Origin of the sequence: Cupriavidus taiwanensis, assembly GCF_900250115.1 — a bacterium.
In the GTDB taxonomy this organism is placed as follows: Bacteria; Pseudomonadota; Gammaproteobacteria; order Burkholderiales; family Burkholderiaceae; genus Cupriavidus; species Cupriavidus taiwanensis_B.
The window spans coordinates 253,546-270,131 of record NZ_LT984805.1 but is presented as its reverse complement, the minus strand read 5'-3'; the positions used below and the strand labels follow the sequence as shown (position 1 = coordinate 270,131).

11 protein-coding genes and 3 pseudogenes are annotated in these 16,586 nt (G+C 58.1%); 8 read left to right on the top strand and 6 right to left on the bottom strand.

Translation table 11 applies throughout. The annotated features are described in order from the left end of the window. Positions 1-438 precede the first annotated feature (438 nt). From CBM2586_RS30380 to CBM2586_RS30365, 4 genes and pseudogenes are all read left to right on the top strand, one after another. Positions 439-880 (top strand): annotated as a pseudogene (locus tag CBM2586_RS30380) (transposase DNA-binding-containing protein); the annotation flags it as partial. Positions 881-958: 78 nt separating this feature from the next. Continuing rightward, positions 959-1,970: pseudogene (istA, locus tag CBM2586_RS30375) on the top strand (IS21 family transposase). Between the two features lie 17 nt (positions 1,971-1,987). Next, positions 1,988-2,755 (top strand): IS21-like element helper ATPase IstB, encoded by a 768-nt coding sequence (istB, locus tag CBM2586_RS30370; RefSeq protein WP_232348037.1) that lies wholly within the window; start codon positions 1,988-1,990, stop codon positions 2,753-2,755. A gap of 360 nt (positions 2,756-3,115) precedes the next feature. Beyond that, a complete protein-coding gene (locus CBM2586_RS30365) occupies positions 3,116-4,216 on the top strand; it encodes an IS5 family transposase (RefSeq protein WP_012354616.1) in 1,101 nt (366 codons plus the stop codon). A gap of 733 nt (positions 4,217-4,949) precedes the next feature. Here CBM2586_RS30365 and CBM2586_RS30360 read toward each other — a convergent pair. Next, positions 4,950-6,278, bottom strand: a complete 1,329-nt coding sequence (locus CBM2586_RS30360; protein WP_041232863.1) for an IS4 family transposase — start codon at positions 6,276-6,278, stop codon at positions 4,950-4,952. Between the two features lie 945 nt (positions 6,279-7,223). On the opposite strand from CBM2586_RS30360, the gene CBM2586_RS30355 reads away from it, so the two are divergent. Continuing rightward, positions 7,224-8,159 (top strand): cation diffusion facilitator family transporter, encoded by a 936-nt coding sequence (locus CBM2586_RS30355; RefSeq protein WP_115691557.1) that lies wholly within the window; start codon positions 7,224-7,226, stop codon positions 8,157-8,159. A gap of 324 nt (positions 8,160-8,483) precedes the next feature. Here CBM2586_RS30355 and CBM2586_RS30350 read toward each other — a convergent pair. After that, a pseudogene (locus CBM2586_RS30350) lies at positions 8,484-9,787 on the bottom strand (IS4 family transposase). Between the two features lie 370 nt (positions 9,788-10,157). Between CBM2586_RS30350 and CBM2586_RS30345 the strand changes: the two are divergent. Both CBM2586_RS30345 and CBM2586_RS30340 read left to right on the top strand, forming a co-directional pair. After that, on the top strand, positions 10,158-11,120 hold the full coding sequence (locus CBM2586_RS30345) for an IS5 family transposase (RefSeq protein WP_012354594.1): 963 nt from the start codon (positions 10,158-10,160) through the stop codon (positions 11,118-11,120). A 248-nt stretch (positions 11,121-11,368) separates the two neighbouring features. Beyond that, positions 11,369-12,469, top strand: a complete 1,101-nt coding sequence (locus CBM2586_RS30340) for an IS5 family transposase (RefSeq protein WP_012354651.1) — start codon at positions 11,369-11,371, stop codon at positions 12,467-12,469. A gap of 278 nt (positions 12,470-12,747) precedes the next feature. Here the strand turns inward: CBM2586_RS30340 and CBM2586_RS30335 are convergent, their stop codons facing one another. The 4 genes from CBM2586_RS30335 to CBM2586_RS30320 all read right to left on the bottom strand — a co-directional run bounded on the left by CBM2586_RS30335 (position 12,748) and on the right by CBM2586_RS30320 (position 15,169). Continuing rightward, on the bottom strand, positions 12,748-12,990 hold the full coding sequence (locus CBM2586_RS30335; RefSeq protein WP_081610656.1) for an FmdB family zinc ribbon protein: 243 nt from the start codon (positions 12,988-12,990) through the stop codon (positions 12,748-12,750). A gap of 11 nt (positions 12,991-13,001) precedes the next feature. After that, a complete protein-coding gene (locus tag CBM2586_RS30330) occupies positions 13,002-13,547 on the bottom strand; it encodes an ankyrin repeat domain-containing protein (protein ID WP_081610655.1) in 546 nt (181 codons plus the stop codon). Positions 13,548-13,619: 72 nt separating this feature from the next. Beyond that, a complete protein-coding gene (locus CBM2586_RS30325; protein WP_025586805.1) occupies positions 13,620-14,228 on the bottom strand; it encodes a hypothetical protein in 609 nt (202 codons plus the stop codon). 491 nt (positions 14,229-14,719) lie between these two features. Next, positions 14,720-15,169: an Lrp/AsnC family transcriptional regulator gene (locus CBM2586_RS30320; protein WP_018003671.1), complete on the bottom strand. Its 450-nt coding sequence runs from the start codon at positions 15,167-15,169 to the stop codon at positions 14,720-14,722. 243 nt (positions 15,170-15,412) lie between these two features. On the opposite strand from CBM2586_RS30320, the gene CBM2586_RS30315 reads away from it, so the two are divergent. After that, complete coding sequence (locus tag CBM2586_RS30315) at positions 15,413-16,429, top strand: 1-aminocyclopropane-1-carboxylate deaminase (protein ID WP_018003670.1); 1,017 nt, start codon at positions 15,413-15,415, stop codon at positions 16,427-16,429. Positions 16,430-16,586: the final 157 nt, after the last annotated feature.

Below are 16,586 nucleotides of genomic sequence, written 5' to 3'. Positions count from 1 at the left end.
AACCATCTAAGCGCTATGGGGGCGGCAGCTCGAAACGTGCTCTGAAGCGGCCGGTAGATTGTATTACCCGTCGGATTTCATTTCTATAGAGAGCGCACGTCAGAATAGTAGCGATGGTATTGGCAGCAGCCAAAAAAATCGTACGAGTAGGGCGACAGCTTCAGTAGGTCTTAAGCCCTAAGAGGCACTCTACATGTTGATGATAATTGCAGCTTGAGAATTATGCGGGATTTTCATTTCAGTGGCATATCCTGCACTTCGACAAAAGGTTCGTCTACCGCATCATGCATTCTATGACCAGGTGAACGATCGTAAGGCGGAGAAAACCACATGCGTAACGCTTGGGGGCCCAACCCCCAAATGGACCGGCACATGCAGGGAGAGGCAACGAGTTGGGCGGCGGCAGAATTCAAGGACATTGACTTGGGCGACTAGCGCCTGAACAAGCGGGCGGTGCTGCTAGCTAGCGATAGCATCGCAGAGAAACCGACGGCAAGCATACCCAGCGCATGCGGCGGCTGGGCGGAAACGGCTGCGGCGTACCGCTTCCTGGCGCAGGATGAACTGGACTGGCGCGATATTCTGGCGCCCCACTGCCAGAGTTAGGCCGAGCGGATGCGGGCATGCGAAGTGGTGCTCTGGATCCAAGACACTACGGAACTGGACTTTAACGGTCAGACTATCACTGTCTTGGCCGACTTACGCTGTATCGCCATCGCGCGAACCGCCTGGCGTGCTCTATGCTTACATGTGGGCACGCGAGCCGAAGAGTGCGGATGGAGTGCGCCCCAGCATCAAGGAAAGTACCCGCTGGATCGAAGGATATGAGCGGGTCGCGGAACAGGCGGCCGCACTGCCAGCCACACGACTTGTCTATGTGTTAGCGCCGATGTAAAACTGACCCACCCCGCCGAAGTAAAACTGACCCACCTGGTGGAGGATGGCGGATTTGCCGCCGATGCTGACACAGGAGCAAGCAGTGGAAATCAGGGTATTGGCGAAACGAGGTGCGGGGGTGAGGGAGATAGCACCGGCAGACGGGTCTGTCGCGCAACACGGTGCGGCGCTATTTGGGCCACGAACACGCGGGTCGGTACAGGCCGCGTGAGCTCAGGGCAACGAAGCTTGCGCCGCACCACGGCTATTTGCTGGAGCGCATCGAAGCGGCACGCCCGCGCTGGATTCCGGCGACCGTGCTGCTACGCGAGTTGCGCGAACGCGGCTACGACGGTGGCGTCAGCCAGCTCGAGGTGTTTCTGGCGCCGCATAAGAGCGCCGAGCCCGAGCCGCTGGTGCGCTTCGAGACGGCCCCTGGCAAGCAAATGCAGGCCGACTTCACAGTCATTCGGCGCGGGCGCGAGCCACTGCTGGCACTGGTGGCGACGCTGGGCTACAGCCGCGCGAGCTTCGTGCGTTTCACGGCCGGCGAGGACACCGCCACGCTATGCACCTGTCTGGAAGAGGCGCTGGCTTTCTTCGGCGGCGTGCCCGAGCACATCCTGTTCGACAACGCCAAGTCGGTGGTCGTCGAGCGCGACGCGCACGGCGATGGCCGCCATCGCTGGGACCGGGAACTGTTGGCGCAGGCCGAGCGGTATGGCTTCGAACTGAAGGTATGCCGTCCCTATCGCGCCAAGACCAAGGGCAAGGTCGAGCGCTTCAATCGCTATCTCAAGGAGAGCTTTGTCGTGCCGCTGGCCGCCACGCTCAAACAAGCCGGGCTGAAGCTGGATGTCGAGGCCGCCAACCAGTACATTGGCCGCTGGCTGACGGAGGTGGCCAACATACGGGTTCATGCCACCACTGGCGAGCGCCCCGTGGTGCGCCTTGCCGTCGAGCAAGAGGCCTTGCTGCCGCTACCGCAGGCGGGCAGACCGCTGCCTGTACGCAGGCCCATGCGCCCCATCCCGCGCGAGAGCCTGCAGCATCCGCTGGCCGTGTATGACAGCCTGCTGGAGGTGGCGGCATGAACCTGCAGCACTAGCGCATTGCCAACCTGTGCGGCCAGCTCAAACTAGACCGCGTGGCGCTGGAGTGGGGGTCGCTGGCACAGCGGGTGGCGACCGAGGACGCCAGTCTGGCCGACTTCCTGGAGCGGCTGCTCAACACCGAGGTTGCCGCCCGCGAGGAGCGCAAGCGTCAGGTGCTGACCAAGCTGGCGACACTGCCGTCGGTAAGGACGCTGGAGCAGTACGACTTCGGCTTCGCCAGCGGCGCACCGCGCATGCAGATACAGGAGTTGGGCAGCCTGGCGTTTATCGAGCGCGCCGAGAACGTTGTGCTGCTCGGGCCGTCCGGCGTCGGCAAGACACATCTGGCGACGGCGCTGGCCTATCGCGCGACGCAGGCTGGCATCAAGAGCCGCTTCCTGACGGCGGCTGACCTGATGATGCAACTAGCGACTGCGCGGCAGCAGGGGCGGCTGCGCGAGTACTTCAATCGGGCCGTGATGGGACCCAGGTTATTGGTGGTCGACGAAATCGGCTACCTGACGTTCGGGCGGGAAGAGGCGAACCTGTTCTTCAATGTCGTCGCCAAGCGCTACGAGCGGGGTTCGATGGTGTTGACCAGCAACCTGCCGTTTGCGCAATGGGCGACCGCCTTTGCCGACGACCAGACGCTAACGGCGGCGATGCTCGACCGGCTCCTGCATCACGCCCATATCGTGCAGATTACAGGGGAAAGCTACCGGCTCAAGGACAAGCGCCGGGCAGGTCAAACGAACGGCCGAGCCGCCGCCAAGGCGGCTGGCTGACGGGAGCCAGGTGGGTCAGTTTTACTTCGGCGATTCTTGCCAAAGTGGGTCAAATTTAAATCGGCGTTGACATCTATGTAGCTCACTGGAATCGGACATCATGGGCGCTGATGGTCAAAGCAAGGGAGTTGGGCCACCCGGCGGATTGGCTATTGCGCTCGCAGCACAATCACAACACCTTGCCTGGCGGCGGCAAGCTGTGGGACCAAGTAACACAGCAATTTTGAGCCCTGTGCCAACGAAGGAGGCAGTAGCTTACCGAATGTGGCAACTTAGCAGGCCGCTGAAATACCTCCAGCGGACGTCAGCGCGACGACTGGCTGAAGCGTTGCTTTGAGGATCCCATCCAATCCCACATTCATGCGCGGCGCAGATACCTTCACGGAAAGCTTGTTCACTATGCGGAGGCTGGAGGATTTCGTGCCGCAGTCCCATCCGCTGCGCTCGATCCGGACTATGGCCAACCAGGCGCTGGTGAAGATGGACCGGCTGTTCGCGCAGATGTACGAGGCCGATATCAAGGGTGGCCGCCCCAGTATCGCGCCGGAGAAGTTGCTGCGGGCCATGCTGCTGCAGGTGCTCTACAGCATTCGCTCTGAGCGCCAGCTCATGGAGCAGACGCAATACAACCTGCTGTTTCGCTGGTTCATCGGGCTGTCGATGGACGACTCAGTTTGGGTGCCCACGGTCTTCACCAAGAACCGCGAGCGACTGATCAAGCATGATGCGGTGATCCAGTTTTTCAACGAGGTGCTGGCCATCGCGCAGAAGAAGAACTGGCTGTCGGGTGAGCACTTCAGCGTGGACGGCACGCTGATACAGGCGTGGGCAGGCCACAAGAGCTTCGTGCGCAAGGATGGCGACGACCAAGACGATGACGCCGGCGGCAACTTCAAAGGTCGCAAGCGCAGCAACGAGACACACGAATCCAAGACCGATCCCGATGCCAAGCTCTACCGCAAGGGCAAGACATCCAGTGAGCTGCGCTACATGGGTCATACCCTGAGCGACAACCGCCATGGCCTGGTGGTTAGCGCCATGGTGACCAAGGCGGACGGACACGCCGAGCGGGAGGCCGCAAAGGTCATGCTTAACGATGCCAGGCAGGTGATTGAAGACCTGAATGTGGAAGTCACCGTGGGCGCGGACAAGGGCTATGACGCGCACGAGTTCATTGAGGCCTGCCTGGAAATGAAGGTGACGCCCCACGTGGCGCAGAACACATCGGGTCGTCGCTCGGCCGTTGCTGATGCCATTGCTTCCAGCGCCGGTTATGCCGTCTCGCAACAAAAGCGCAAGCTGATCGAACAGGGCTTCGGGTGGGTCAAGACCGTGGGGCGCATGCGTCAGGTGATGGTGCGCGGTCTGAAGAAAGTCGATCAGATGTTTGTGCTGAGCATGGCCGCCTACCACCTCGTGCGCATGCGCTCGCTGGGACAAATCCGTCCGCAGTTGCAGTAATCGCGCTAATGAGGCCGGAATGGGCGCCAAAACGCGGAAAAAGCCGAGGCAGTGACGTCCGGCTTCCGGATTGTGAAAAACAGCGCTCCCCGCCTTGCGGGGAAAAACTCATCGCTAGCGCGATGAGTACTTCAGCAGCCTGTTAGGCCCACGGAATTCTTCGAAGAACCCATTTTAAGCGGTGGCATGGATTTCGCATTTGAGGGCCTTCACTAGGCTGAGGCCATAAAGAACATCATGTCCGAGGTCAAACAGATGCAGCTTGAGCCTAAAGCATAAGCAGGGTGTATTGGCTTGTATGCAAGATCTTGCGGCCAACTTTGGGCAGCGCAATGTCGGCAAATATCATATTGTGGGAATCAATACCATGCTACCTAACCTAACCTAACTGTTACGGCTACCGCGGCTGAATTCATGCGTTGTGTGGTGCGTTTTTCCGGCGTGCCACTTGGTGCTGGCTTTCGGCTGTGCGTTAGCGTTGGCGCGTGCTCTGAACATGATGCAGAATTCAGCGCTGAGGCCGAGCCACACGTAGGCGACGAAGAGATGGATATCAAAGGTGTTCGCCTTTTCTTGCCGGCCGAAAGCCGTCTTCTATTGGATGGCGTGACATTAGATTTCGTCGACTCGCCGACTCGGACTGGTCTAACTTTCGCAAAGACTGCTGTGCGGCCGAGCATCACTGCCAAGCCCTTGACGCCCGGGATGTTGAACGCATTTCCTTATACGGAAGTCATGACTCTTCCCTCAGTGTTTGAATAGTGAGCGCGGCGTCCATGGTTCGCTGCATGCCGATCCAGATCGTCTTGGCGCCGGGCTCGCCATCGTTCTTCCGCCCAAGGAACCCGCCCAGGGAAGCAACCAACCGAATCATGTGATTGAGTGTGACCGGTGTCTTCGGGCGAGCTTTCTTGGAGAGCACGTATGCCCCCCGAATCTCGTCGGCATCGAAGAACAGCGACGCATCCAGATCCGGACAGGTTCTGCCCAACCGCATCAGGCGGGCAATGCGCCATGCCACCACCATATACAACGCCAAGGCCCGCTCCACACGATCCATGTGCGATAGCTGTAGCGCCTCGACCTTGCAGCCGGTCTTCAGGACATGGAAGAACATCTCGATCTCCCACCTTGCCCGATACCATTCAACAAGTTCGTTGACCGCATCAGCGTCCTGCGCTTCTCGGTTCGTCACCAATCGCCAAACCACTGGCTTGACGCCTGCGGGCGCTTCGATCTCCCTTGCCGCCACACAGGTGAACTCCGCTCCGACCAGACCCGGCAGCTTCATACGCTGGGCGCGTAGTTCCTGTTTGACCTCGCGCGCCTTCTGGCCTGCTCGCCCTGGCAAGATAAAGGTGATTTCCCCGAGTACCGGGCTGGCGTCGACGCTATCCCACAACTTGCCGCCCTCGGCCAGGTTGCGGTTGTGTTGGCTGCGGATCAACCAGTCGGCCGGTTGGCCAAGTTCCTGGGCGCGCGCCATCAACTCGGCAATATCACCCTCGCGGTCTGTCATATACACCAGCCGTGTCTGCGGCAATAGCGCGGCTTGCTCCGCAACCCGTTCATATCCTTCAATCCAGCGTACGCTTTCCTTGATCCCGCCCCGGTTGCCATCGGCGTCCTTGGGCTCCCGAGCCCACATCCAGGCATCGATCACCCCCAGCGGCTCGCGGTCAGGCGTCACCGCGTAGGTCGGATGCAAAAACATGCCCCGCTGGGCTTCATAGGTCAACGGACCCAGCCCGTCGATCTCCTGGCCATTAAAGTTCAATTCGGTTGTATCAGCGATGCACAGCACCACCGGAAACTGCGCGGCCCTCGCTGCAGTGCGCTCCCAATGCGGCTGCATTACGTCCCGCCAATCGATCTGCTCATTGCCGAGAAACCGATATGCCGCGATGGTTTGCGACCAGTCATCGCATGCGCCGGGGATGCTCGCCGTCGGCAGAGCCGCAAACCGCTTGAGCAGCTCCTTGGCGCGCCGATCCCGCCGCGGATCACCAAGATCCAGACTCTCGAATTCCTCGTCCACCCATGCCCCCGACTCGTTGCTCATTGCTGCGCGAAAATCCGAGAGTAAACGCGAGTCTGGCGAAGTTAACAACCCCCTTACCTCGAAATTCCCGGGACTTCAAGCTCCAAGCCTCGCCGCGGAGACGGTCCTACTTCCGTATAAGGGGATGCCTTGAGTGGGTGGTAACCTCCAGCGTTGCAAAGCGCTGACGTCTGGTATCATTTTAGTGCAGAAAAAATGGACCGACTCGATAATTTGAATTAGATTTGGCCCAGGTCAATTTCAATCCCGCCGAACACCTTGAAAGAGATTCATTATCGTCCCTACAGGTTCACGATTCGCCTGTATCCGGATGACGCTCTATGCACAGTCGGCTTCCAACTGCAGGAGCTAACTCTCTTCTTCAACATTGTTGATCAGGTCAGAGCCTTGGCAAGAACGGACAACGCAGTGGATGCGACAGATACGCTGCGGTGTTGCGCACTCATTGAGTGCTACTTGGCGACATGTTATGCCCTAAACAGAAATTTTCTGACAGTCCCTACCAGCGATCAGTTCGCTGCGTTCTTGACTAACGTTGTCGCCAATCACATTCCGGGATGACTTCAAGCCAATCAAGTGGAAGTATGACAATCTATCGCGACCGCGGACGCAGCTTACGGCGACAGGTTTGTTGTCTGCGTGGAGGCTTGTCTGGCTGATCGGCTTGCTTTTGACCCACCTCCCGCACCAGGCAGGAGATCCTTCGCGCTTGTGGATGGTGTACTGATTCGCATTTTCTTTGCTTGTGCTGCTCGGTGTTTTCGCGTGGTCAAAGAAGCCTTAAAGGGAAAAGACTAGAATTGGGAAATCGCTTCAAGGATCAATCTTTTAAAAGCAGAGGTGTAGCCCAGCCAATGCAGGACTTTTTTCGTCACCACAAATACGTGATGATCTACTTCCTGTCGCTTTGAGCTATAGTTCCAGGACCAAATCGAAATTCACCAGATGCGTCCCGAACTACCCGAAAACGACGCCAGAAGGCCGACTGACGCACAGGCGCGTTACAGCGCCGGTTGGCGCAGCACGCTTGTCAGCGTGGCGGTCAATATCGGCCTGACCATCGCCCAGGGGGCGGCCGGCATCATCTCCGGCTCGCAGGCGCTGATTGCCGACGCCGCACATTCGCTGTCCGACCTACTTTCAGACTTTGTCGTACTGGCCGCCGGAGCGCAAAGCAGCAAGGATCCGGATGCCGATCACCAGTATGGACACCTGCGGTTCGAGACAGCAGCGTCGCTGGTCCTGGGTGTGCTGCTGCTGACGGCGGCGGCGGGCATGCTGTGGGCAGCACTGGGCAAGCTGCAGCATCCCGCCGGGCCACAGCCGGTTCAGCCAATGGCACTTTGGGTGGCAGTGGTCGCGCTGGCATCCAAGGAGTTGCTGTTCAGCTACATGCTGGCCGTGGCGCGGCGGGTCCGTTCGAGCATGCTGGTAGCCAATGCCTGGCATGCGCACTCGGATGCGGCTTCATCGTTGGTGGTGGCGCTTGGCATCGCCGGCAACCTGCTCGGCTATCACAGCCTCGACCCGATCGCGGCAATGGTAGTGGCGCTGATGGTCGCGCGCATGGGACTGCGCTTCAGTTGGGACGCTCTAAATGACCTGATGGACCGCGCCGCCGACAAAGTAACCGTCGCCGACATTCGCGCCACCATGCTGGGCACGCCCGGCGTGCTCGGCTTGCACGACCTGCGCACCCGCAAGATGGGCGACCAGGTGCTCGTTGATGTCCATCTTGAAGTCGAGGCCACGCTGACAGTGGCACAGGGCCATGCGATTGCCGTCGATGCCCGGCGGCGCACGATGGAGCACCATCGCGTACTCAACGTTATGACTCACGTCGACCCGGTTTACTTTACGAAAACCCTCAAGGCAGAATAGATGTCGCCCTGTTTTTGGGATATCCAAGAAATTAGAGTGTCTTGGTCTCGTTGTCATCGGACCCGGTGGCAGCTTGGGTGTTCAACGGTCATCGAAAAGAGAAATATGACATCGCGTGTTCTCGTTGCTGAGCTGGGTACGCCATGGTAGAAGAAAATCGTATTCCTGATAGGCCATTTGGGAATGATCGCACTCACGCAGTTGGCCCATAAATTCGGACTGAATGGCCATTCCCGTGGAAGTGCACCATCCAAGCGATGTGCCAAACGAGCAAAGTAAATCCTCACAAAAGACGCCGTTAAGACCCATTTCCTTATACGGAAGTCATGACTCTTCCCTCAGTGTTTGAATAGTGAGCGCGGCGTCCATGGTTCGCTGCATGCCGATCCAGATCGTCTTGGCGCCGGGCTCGCCATCGTTCTTCCGCCCAAGGAACCCGCCCAGGGAAGCAACCAACCGAATCATGTGATTGAGTGTGACCGGTGTCTTCGGGCGAGCTTTCTTGGAGAGCACGTATGCCCCCCGAATCTCGTCGGCATCGAAGAACAGCGACGCATCCAGATCCGGACAGGTTCTGCCCAACCGCATCAGGCGGGCAATGCGCCATGCCACCACCATATACAACGCCAAGGCCCGCTCCACACGATCCATGTGCGATAGCTGTAGCGCCTCGACCTTGCAGCCGGTCTTCAGGACATGGAAGAACATCTCGATCTCCCACCTTGCCCGATACCATTCAACAAGTTTGTTGACCGCATCAGCGTCCTGCGCTTCTCGGTTCGTCACCAATCGCCAAACCACTGGCTTGACGCCTGCGGGCGCTTCGATCTCCCTTGCCGCCACACAGGTGAACTCCGCTCCGACCAGACCCGGCAGCTTCATACGCTGGGCGCGTAGTTCCTGTTTGACCTCGCGCGCCTTCTGGCCTGCTCGCCCTGGCAAGATAAAGGTGATTTCCCCGAGTACCGGGCTGGCGTCGACGCTATCCCACAACTTGCCGCCCTCGGCCAGGTTGCGGTTGTGTTGGCTGCGGATCAACCAGTCGGCCGGTTGGCCAAGTTCCTGGGCGCGCGCCATCAACTCGGCAATATCACCCTCGCGGTCTGTCATATACACCAGCCGTGTCTGCGGCAATAGCGCGGCTTGCTCCGCAACCCGTTCATATCCTTCAATCCAGCGTACGCTTTCCTTGATCCCGCCCGGTTGCCATCGGCGTCCTTGGGCTCCCGAGCCCACATCCAGGCATCGATCACCCCCAGCGGCTCGCGGTCAGGCGTCACCGCGTAGGTCGGATGCAAAAACATGCCCCGCTGGGCTTCATAGGTCAACGGACCCAGCCCGTCGATCTCCTGGCCATTAAAGTTCAATTCGGTTGTATCAGCGATGCACAGCACCACCGGAAACTGCGCGGCCCTCGCTGCAGTGCGCTCCCAATGCGGCTGCATTACGTCCCGCCAATCGATCTGCTCATTGCCGAGAAACCGATATGCCGCGATGGTTTGCGACCAGTCATCGCATGCGCCGGGGATGCTCGCCGTCGGCAGAGCCGCAAACCGCTTGAGCAGCTCCTTGGCGCGCCGATCCCGCCGCGGATCACCAAGATCCAGACTCTCGAATTCCTCGTCCACCCATGCCCCGACTCGTTGCTCATTGCTGCGCGAAAATCCGAGAGTAAACGCGAGTCTGGCGAAGTTAACAACCCCCTTACCTCGAAATTCCCGGGACTTCAAGCTCCAAGCCTCGCCGCGGAGACGGTCCTACTTCCGTATAAGGGGATGGGGACAACGTCCACCTTCATGATTTCTTGTTGTGTCGCAACTCCAAGATGCCAGGGGTGGGCGGTTGGCCCTTTTTGTTTCTAAGCGATCACGCAATTCGGCGAAGAGCAAAAAATATATCAATAACGCAGGCGGCTGATTATGACCTCTAAGGATGCTCTGCACAATTAGCCGGCGGATGTGCTTGCAATGAATCGTCGAGCCAGCGAGCATGTGGCGCATGAAACAAACTGACCTTGGACTGAACTTGTCGACCAAGCGCACCCGCAAGCGCGAATTCCTGGACGAGATGAACCGTGTGGTGCCATGGGCCGATCTGGTGATGCTGATCGCTCCGTACGCCCCGGAAGGCAAGCGCGGCCGTCCCCCGTTCGCGGTCGAGGCAATGCTGCGCATCCACTTCCTTCAGCAATGGTTCGGCCTGTCGGACCCGGCGATGGAAGAAGCGCTGCACGACGTGCCGCTGTATCGGGAGTTCGCCGGGCTGGACAACTGGACGGTGAGGCTGCCCGACGAGAGCACCATCCTGCGGTTCCGTCACCTGCTGGAGAAGCACAAGCTGGCCGCTCAGATCCTCGCGCTGGTCAACGACATCCTTCGCGACAAGGGATTGATGCTGCGCGCGGGCACGGTGGTGGACGCGACACTGATCAGCGCACCGAGTTCGACCAAGAATGGGTCGGGCGAACGCGACCCAGAGATGCACCAGAGCAAGAAAGGAAACCAGTGGTATTTCGGCATGAAAGCGCACATTGGCGTGGACGCCGAAAGCGGGCTGGTGCACACGGTGCGGGGCACGGCGGGCAAGGTCAACGACGTGGTTGAGGGCAACAGCCTGCTGCATGGAGAGGAAACCGACGCGTTCGGCGATGCGGGCTATCAGGGCGTGGAGAAGCGTCCGGACGCGCGGGCGGGCGTGAACTGGCACGTAGCGATGAAGCCAGGCAAACGTCGCGTCCTGGACCAAAGCAAACCACTTGGCGCGCTCGTCGATCAGGTCGAGCGAATCAAGGCGGGCATCCGGGCCAAGGTCGAGCATCCGTTCCGGGTCATCAAGCGGCAGTTCGGCTACACCAAGGTCCGCTATCGAGGGCTGAGGAAGAACACCGCGCAACTCATGACCTTGTTCGCACTGTCCAACTTGTGGATGGCGCGCGGCAAACTGCTGGCTGCCGGGGCATGAGCGCGTTTCTGGCTCACGCCGATGCCTCGCGCGCAGCCCGCGAATGCTGCTTCGCGCGTGCGAGATAGCTTCGCTCCGAGCTGATAGGTTGGCGTCGTGGCGCATTCAGCTTCCTGTTAAACGGCCAAGCACACTCGATTCGCGTTTGTGCAGAGTATCCCTAGCAGGCCGCTGAAATACCTCCAGCGGACGTCAGCGCGACGACTGGCTGAAGCGTTGCTTTGAGGATCCCATCCAATCCCACATTCATGCGCGGCGCAGATACCTTCACGGGAAGCTTGTTCACTATGCGGAGGCTGGAGGATTTCGTGCCGCAGTCCCATCCGCTGCGCTCGATCCGGACTATGGCCAACCAGGCGCTGGTGAAGATGGACCGGCTGTTCGCGCAGATGTACGAGGCCGATATCAAGGGTGGCCGCCCCAGTATCGCGCCGGAGAAGTTGCTGCGGGCCATGCTGCTGCAGGTGCTCTACAGCATTCGCTCTGAGCGCCAGCTCATGGAGCAGACGCAATACAACCTGCTGTTTCGCTGGTTCATCGGGCTGTCGATGGACGACTCAGTTTGGGTGCCCACGGTCTTCACCAAGAACCGCGAGCGACTGATCAAGCATGATGCGGTGATCCAGTTTTTCAACGAGGTGCTGGCCATCGCGCAGAAGAAGAACTGGCTGTCGGGTGAGCACTTCAGCGTGGACGGCACGCTGATACAGGCGTGGGCAGGCCACAAGAGCTTCGTGCGCAAGGATGGCGACGACCAAGACGATGACGCCGGCGGCAGCTTCAAAGGTCGCAAGCGCAGCAACGAGACACACGAATCCAAGACCGATCCCGATGCCAAGCTCTACCGCAAGGGCAAGACATCCAGTGAGCTGCGCTACATGGGTCATACCCTGAGCGACAACCGCCATGGCCTGGTGGTTAGCGCCATGGTGACCAAGGCGGACGGACACGCCGAGCGGGAGGCCGCAAAGGTCATGCTTAACGATGCCAGGCAGGTGATTGAAGACCTGAATGTGGAAGTCACCGTGGGCGCGGACAAGGGCTATGACGCGCACGAGTTCATTGAGGCCTGCCTGGAAATGAAGGTGACGCCCCACGTGGCGCAGAACACATCGGGTCGTCGCTCGGCCGTTCCTGATGCCATTGCTTCCAGCGCCGGTTATGCCGTCTCGCAACAGAAGCGCAAGCTGATCGAACAGGGCTTCGGGTGGGTCAAGACCGTGGGGCGCATGCGTCAGGTGATGGTGCGCGGTCTGAAGAAAGTCGATCAGATGTTTGTGCTGAGCATGGCCGCCTACCACCTCGTGCGCATGCGCTCGCTGGGACAAATCCGTCCGCAGTTGCAGTAATCGCGCTAATGAGGCCGGAATGGGCGCCAAAACGCGGAAAAAGCCGAGGCAGTGACGTCCGGCTTCCGGATTGTGAAAAACAGCGCTCCCCGCCTTGCGGGGAAAAACTCATCGCTAGCGCGATGAGTACTTCAGCAGCCTGCTAGGTCAATCGCCATTCAAATCCGTATATGAGGAGAAGACGGCCCAAGAGCGCGGTGGCGTGAGGATCGTTGCAAGGCTTCGCGAAAGTGAGCGGCCTCTCTCTGGCGTACGTGTCGGTCGTCCCCCTCTTTCTTTCAGCTCCGGCGAAGGAGTTCCCGTTGTTCCTCCGCTGTGTAATTGCTGAAATGTCCTTCCTTTGCCGCCTGCCGACGTGCGGCTGCGATGAGCGACTTGCTACTCAGGGGAGGGGACGGCGCAGAGACTTGCCTAGTCAGTCTCACGCTGCCACATTGCGGGCACACGGGCTTTTGGCTAGCGCGTACAAGCGTTTCGTAGCGTAGACCGCATTGGCAGCAGACATAGTCGTATAGCGGCATCGGCCTCTTCTTCATAGAAAATTAGTATCCAACGGAATGGCCTTTGTTCGATGGTCGATGCCATTCCGCATTACGCAATCAGTCATCATTTCCAGGGCGTTTCGCCCGTCGGGTGCTACGAGCCTTTCATTTGCTCCTAGCGACATCAAAAATCTCATAACGTCAAGCCGGCCACTTGAAGCGGCCTGCATTAGACACGTGAGGTCATCTCCGTTTGTGTGATCGATTTCGAGGCCGGCCTCGATTAACCTGAGGACGGTTTTGGGCGAACCGTTCAAACACGCATACCAGAGCGCACTATTTTCTTCATCGTCTAGCATGCCGACAGGTACACCCTCATAGAGCAAAGTCGCGACAATGTGGTCATTCCCCTCTAGCGCTGCCTCCATCAGCGGCGTGACGCCATTTACGCCAACTGAATCTGCGTCGTGGAAGCCATGCTTGGACAGCCATATCACAAGGGGCGCATGCCTACGGCTTTTCCACGATACTTCGATACTTCGGGGGCGTTCAGCACCTATGATCTCGTACGGGGCAATCGTGTTCTCCAGGGACATCTTGCACTCCGGTTGTATCTTTGTATCCCGTTAGACGAATTGTCACACTTCAAGAGGCCACAATGAAAAACGTCAGACTGGTCGATTCTCATGTGGATTGCGCACCGGACCCATTACTTCGATTCCTTCTTCATAGCTGATAATGTCAAAGGGCAAATCGAATCGGCAACCGGCGTCGGCTATAGCATCTAACTTCGCTGCCGTACTTTGCTTTTTTAGCTCATTTTTTTCCAAGTACAGAAGCTCCAGCATCTCGTTGTACACAGTGGACTCAACGATCGGCAGTACATAGAACATTGCTCCCCTATACGGTACTTGGTACCGCTTAGTCAGATCGATATTGTCGCAGAAAAGGAAGTACTTCCCGCGCGCGTGCAAGGCGTCACCCAACACTTCGGCGACGTCCCGTAAGTGCTCGAAACTCAAGAGCCAGCCGCAAAAGAATGGCAGCTGAGAATCACCCGCATGGGCTACAGCCATCACCTGCTCGCAACACAGTTCGGGTGGCCGTGCCTCGTCGGCGAGCCGCGGGGCGAAGCGGAGCGCGAGTTCGCCCCGAAAACCAACGCGCCTTGGCTTCGTCGTTCGACCCTTGAAGACTGCATTGAGAAGACGCCCTTCGTGTTGGAGACGTGCGAACGGGTTGTCGGCGAGTTCATCACGAACAGGTGTAGCGGTCATACATATTCCTCCTTTCAAGCAAAGGCACTCCACACTAACCGAAACGTTGCGTATGGAGCGACGCGACCGCTAAGACCTTCGCAACTTCCGTACCAGCAAAAAATATGCTGAGATGGTATGCGGGCAGGCTACTCGACGAGTAGCGAGGTGTCATTCGCGACAAAAGGAGCAGATGTTTGTCTTAAAGGCCACTGAAAAAAGGTACATGGCACTACACGCTCACGCCAAAATTGAGAAACCACTGATGCCGAGAAACGCGACGAGGAAACCGACTGAACTGGGGCGCAACAACCACTGTGCAGTGGCCGAAGAACGAAAGGCAAGCGCTCAGTTTCGGCAATAGTGTTACGCGACGCGGGTAGGCCCTCGAGCTCAGGCGCTGCTAGTGGCTAAGCACGCCACCGCCCTGTCTCCGGAACCAAGCAGTACATGGCCAGCGTAGCTTTTTACAAGCCGACCTGAACAGATGCTGAAACTTACCGACAGTCGCTTCAGATCAAAATCGGAAGCTGGGTGCTCGATAGGACTTCCTTGAGCGTCATGAAGGAGCGGAGTTGTCGTACACCGGGCAGGTATAGAAGTTGCTCAGAATGCAGTCTGTTAAAGCTCTCGCTATCCCGAGTCCGGACCATCATGAAATAGTCGAACTCCCCAGCTACTACATGGCATTCCATGCAGCCTGTGACTTTTCTCGCGGCCTCCTCAAACTTCGAAAAGGACTCGGGAGTGGCACGTTCCAGGACCACGCGAATCAATACCAGCATGCCAACTCTTAGCTTCACCGGATTCAGCAGCGCCACGATGCTACGGATGAGGCTAGTCCTCTCGAGTCGTTCAACGCGCCGAGAGCACGCCGGCGGGCTTAGATTGAGATGCGCTGCCAGCGCCAGGTTTGAGATCGATGCGTCTTGCTGCATGGCTCTCAAGATTGTCAATACCATCTAGTGCATCAACGCTTACCTTAGCGTTGGGTGGTCGTGTGAAATGTTGTGGTTCCCATGGTTTTCATGCGCGAAAAATTGAAGTCAATTCTTTTATGGTGCTCAAATTTGGCGAGCTTTGCAAGAGTGCCTCGCGCGTTCCATTTTCGAGTCAATTCGTTTGTGAACTGGGAAATAATCCAAGAGAAAGTGTCCCCGAATTGCCCTCGCGAGTACAACTTACCATCACGCCGGAGCTCCGCCATGAAGATCGAATGCTTTCCCCGTTACCCATTGACATTTGGCCCATCCCCCATCCATCCTCTAAGGCGACTGAGCGAGCATCTCGGAGGACAGGTCCGGCTATACGCAAAGCGTGAGGACTGTAATAGTGGGCTAGCTTTTGGAGGAAACAAAACCCGAAAACTTGAATACTTGATTCCCGATGTGCTAGAGCAGGGTGCCGACACGCTGGTGTCGATTGGAGGCATACAGTCTAATCAGACAAGGCAAGTGGCGGCGGTAGCAGCACATCTTGGACTCAAGTGCGTTCTGGTCCAGGAAAACTGGGTTAACTACTCGGACGCCGTCTATGACCGGGTGGGGAATATCCAGATGTCGCGCATTATGGGAGCTGACGTACGCCTAGTTGGCGACGGTTTCGATATCGGAATACGAAAGAGCTGGAAAGAGGCAATAGAAAGTGTGCTTCATGATGGAGGAAAACCATATCCGATTCCCGCTGGTTGCTCTGAACATCCCCTGGGTGGCTTGGGTTTTGTTAGATTCGCCGAGGAAGTTCGGGAGCAAGAGGCGGAACTTGGCTTCCGCTTTGACTATATCCTGTTGTGCTCTGTTACGGGTAGCACACAAGCCGGCATGGCAGTCGGTTTTGCAGATGAAGGACGCGCCAATCGCGTGATTGGCGTTGATGCTTCGGCAAGGCCCGAGCATACTCGGGAGCAAATTGTGCGAATCGCGCGCCACACCGCACAGCTTGTCGACCTAGGTCGCGAGATTACTGATGCTGACATCGTGCTCGACACGCGTTACGGCGGACCGGAGTACGGGCTACCATCCGAAGGTACGCTCGAAGCAATCCGTTCGTGCGCCAGGTATGAAGGCATAATGACTGATCCAGTGTATGAGGGTAAGTCTATGCACGCATTGATCGATATGGTCCGTGGTGGTGAATTTCCTAAAGGCTCAAGAGTGCTATACGTCCACCTAGGCGGCGCGCCAGCTCTAAGCGCGTACAGCTTCCTATTCCGAGGTGGTTAAGAATTCCGCTCAGAAGCAGGGGCTGATTGCGAATCGAGGGCAGAGTGGATATGCGGACAACACCATCGCAAATTGTCTGGCAGCTTAGCAGGCTGCTGAAGTACTCATCGCGGTAGGGATGCTCTGCACAATTAGCCGGCGGATGTGCTTGCAATGA